The 3,217-nt window shown below is 68.1% G+C and carries 4 protein-coding genes and 1 pseudogene; 2 read left to right on the top strand and 3 right to left on the bottom strand.

Going from position 1 to position 3,217, the window contains the following annotated elements; translation table 11 throughout:
- Nucleotides 1-344: pseudogene (locus tag VFA16_RS11170) on the bottom strand (phosphoribosylglycinamide formyltransferase 2); the annotation flags it as partial.
- 259 nt (nt 345-603) lie between these two features.
- On the opposite strand from VFA16_RS11170, the gene VFA16_RS11165 reads away from it, so the two are divergent.
- Nucleotides 604-1,062, top strand: coding sequence for a winged helix-turn-helix transcriptional regulator (locus VFA16_RS11165; RefSeq protein ID WP_414687694.1), 459 nt, complete (start codon nt 604-606; stop codon nt 1,060-1,062).
- 85 nt (nt 1,063-1,147) lie between these two features.
- Nucleotides 1,148-1,996, top strand: coding sequence for a class I SAM-dependent methyltransferase (locus tag VFA16_RS11160; protein WP_324967865.1), 849 nt, complete (start codon nt 1,148-1,150; stop codon nt 1,994-1,996).
- Between the two features lie 5 nt (nt 1,997-2,001).
- Here the strand turns inward: VFA16_RS11160 and VFA16_RS11155 are convergent, their stop codons facing one another.
- Together VFA16_RS11155 and VFA16_RS11150 are read right to left on the bottom strand one after the other, a co-directional pair.
- A complete protein-coding gene (locus VFA16_RS11155; protein WP_324967864.1) occupies nt 2,002-2,637 on the bottom strand; it encodes a PaaI family thioesterase in 636 nt (211 codons plus the stop codon).
- Between the two features lie 110 nt (nt 2,638-2,747).
- Nucleotides 2,748-3,217: adenylosuccinate synthetase (locus VFA16_RS11150; RefSeq protein ID WP_324967863.1), on the bottom strand; the 470-nt coding region annotated here is incomplete at its 5' end.

Raw genomic sequence — 3,217 nt, 5'->3', positions numbered from 1 at the left:
GTGGGTAACCCCAGCTCGTCGGCGGCCAGCCGCCGCAACCCCTCGCTGTCGGTGGACAGCCGGACGCTGCGGGCGCTGGGAACCACCTCGCTGAACCCGGTGTCGCCCGCCGCGGTCAATGCATCGGCGGCGATCACGTCGGTCAGCGTCACCACGAAATCGGGCTGCAGCCGTCCGATTACCGCGGCCAACTCGTCGGCGTCGGTCATCTTGACCACCAGCGACTGGTCGGCCACCCCGTGTGCGGGCGCGTCGGCGTAGCGTTCCACCGCGATCACCTCGGCGCCGAGCCGCTGAAATACGATCGCCAGTTCCCGGCTAAGCTCACCGGAACCCAGCAGCATCACCCGGGTTCGGTGACCGCCGTCGGGTGCGCCCGGCGGCTGATCGGTTGAGTCGCTTGCTTTTTCGAGCTCGGACCCAGGCTCGTGTTTTCCATGAGCCGGTTGCGCCTGGTGATGGTCAGCGGTCAGATCGTCGGCCACGAACTCACCCCCTGCTGCTGCATGCTGCTCAGGATAGGGCCGTTTGCTAAGGCGACGATGAGCCCGCTTGGCGGCAATTGGCCGGTGTGACTTTCGTGATGCAAGTAATATGGCCGTTATGCTGCCGCGCACGTACGAGCATCAAGTCTGCTCGATCGCCCGCAGTTTGGAACTGATCGGCGACCGGTGGACGCTGCTGATCGTTCGCGACGCGCTGCGCGGTGTGCGCCGGTTCGACGACTTCCGCGCCCGGCTGGGCGTCGCGCACAACGTGCTCAGCGATCGGCTGTCGCGGCTGACAGAAGCCGGCGTGCTCGAGCGCCGGCTGTACCAGCAGCGCCCGGACCGCTACGAATACCACCTCACCGAGCAGGGCCGCGATCTGTGGCCGGTGTTGATGTCCCTGCTGGTGTGGGGTGATCGCTACCTGGCGCCGGAGGGTCCGCCGCTGCTGGTGTTACACCGCAACTGCGGCGGGCCACTCACCCCACGCCTGACCTGTGGTGAGTGTGGGGCCCACCTAGGACCGGGCGACGTCGAACTGCGTCCGGGGCCTGGTGCCGACCGCGCCAATTAAGCCCGCCTTCATGCTCTATTGCGTGATGCAACCTACTGTGCAATAGTCAGTTGCATCACGCAATCAACCATCTGTAGGAGCAACAATGACCACCGCCAGCCCCACTGACACGTCACCCAGACCGGGCGACAGCACCTACCTGCTGGGTCATGCCGACCCCGAAGTGCGGCGGCTGCTGCTTCAGGCCCGGCTCTACGACGAGCACACAGAGCAAGCCTTGCGTCTGGCGGGTCTGCGGACCGGGATGCGGGTGCTAGATGTGGGTTGCGGGCCTGGCGACGTGTCGTTCGTCGCCGCCCAGCTGGTGGGGCCCACCGGCACGGTCCTGGGGGTGGACGCGGCTCCCGACATCATCGAGTTGGCTCGCGCCCGGGCCGACGAGCGCGGTCTGTCGAGTGTCCGATTCGAACAGACGGTGATCGCCGACCTTGCCGTCGACGAGCCGGTCGACGCGGTGATCGGGCGGTTGATCCTCATGCATCTGCCCGACCCGGCCGCAGTACTGCGCCAGCTTGCCGCGTTGGTGCGTCCGGGTGGCCTTATCGCGTTTTCGGAATTCGACACCACGGCGGCGACCAGTGTGCCGGACCTGCCGCTGTGGCGGGCGGCCCGCGACGGCATCGGCCGCGCGTTCACGGGCATGGGCCTGGACCCGGCCTTCGGCACGACGCTGCACACGTTGTTCCAGCGCGCGGGGCTCGGTAGACCCCGGCTGACGCTGAGCGCACCGCTGGGCACCCTCGACGACACCGACACCATGGCCTTCGTCGCCGAGACGTGGCGCTCGCTGTTCCCCGTGGCCCAGCAACTCGGCTTGGTCATCGACGGACTCGCCGATCCGGACACGCTCATGGCGCGCCTGCGTGACGAGGTTGCCGCCAACGAGGCGCTCGTCCAGATGCCGGCATTGATGACTGCTTGGGCTCGGGTGTAGGCCGGTCAGGGCTGGCCGGGCAGCAGCCGCACCATCAGCGCATGCACCTCGGCCAGCACGGTGTCGTTCTCGTCAACGAGTTCGCCCGTGACGAACGCCTTGCGGCCCTCGGTTTCGGCGATGCGCCCTCGGGCGGCCAGTGGAGTGTCGATCGGCGTGACCTTGCGGTAGTCGACCTTCAAGAACGCCGTCCGGCTGATCGGCCGGCCGGCGGCGTGCACCACCATCCCGCACAGCCAGTCGAACACCAGCGGTATCACCCCGCCGTGCACCGCCATGTTGCCGCCGACGTAGTAGCGGCTGAACTGTCCGCGCATCTCGACGCCGTCGGCGTCGAACTTCGCCATCGTCCACGGCGGCATCAACAGGCTGCCCATGCCGGGCAGCGACGGAACCCGTCCCGCGGGAGCGACCCCCTCCGGCGCCTGGAACGGGTCGAGCAGCTTGACCAGCTCTTCGGCCCGCTCGGCGGCCTCGTCCCAGGTCTCGTCGTCCGGATCGGTCGACACCGCCAGGTCCTGCAGCCGCCGCATCGCGGTGACGAACTTGGCGAAACCCGGCCCCGGCCGGGCTGGCTCGTAACGCGGGAATCCGCCGTGATGCTCGTACTCGGGGTCTAGCGCGTCGGGCTGATCGCTCACGGGTTGGTCGGTTCGCGACCCGCTGGACCCGGCTTCGCCGCGCTTGCGATCGCTCACGGGTTGGTCGGTTCGCGACCCGCTGCACCCGGCTTCGCCGCCCTTGCGATCGCTCACGGGCGTGCCTGCAGCACGTCGCGGCGCACAATGGTCTGGTCCCGGCCCGGGCCCACCCCGATGCAAGAAACCGGCGCTCCGGCAAGCTCTTCCAGCCGCTGCACGTAGTCGCGCGCCTTGGCCGGCAAGTCGTCGAACTGACGGGCCCCGGAGATGTCCTCCCACCAACCGGGCAGCTCCTCGTAGATCGGTTCGGCTCGGGCCAGCTCACTCTGGGTCATCGGCATATCCGGTGTCTCTTTGCCGTCGATGCGGTAGCCGACGCACACCGGCACGGTTTGCAGCGTGGAGAGCACGTCGAGTTTGGTCAGGAAGTAGTCCGTGATGCCGTTGACCCGGGTGGCGTAGCGGGCGATCACCGCGTCGAACCAGCCGCAGCGCCGTCGCCGGCCGGTCGTCACCCCGAACTCGCCGCCGGTCTTGGACAGGTATTCGCCGTTCTCGTCGAACAACTCCGTGGGGAATG

Origin of the sequence: Mycobacterium sp. (assembly GCF_035653355.1) — a bacterium.
Taxonomy (GTDB): Bacteria; Actinomycetota; Actinomycetes; order Mycobacteriales; family Mycobacteriaceae; genus Mycobacterium.
The sequence above is the reverse complement of the archived record's forward strand: the minus strand, read 5'-3'. Positions and strand labels throughout refer to the sequence as shown.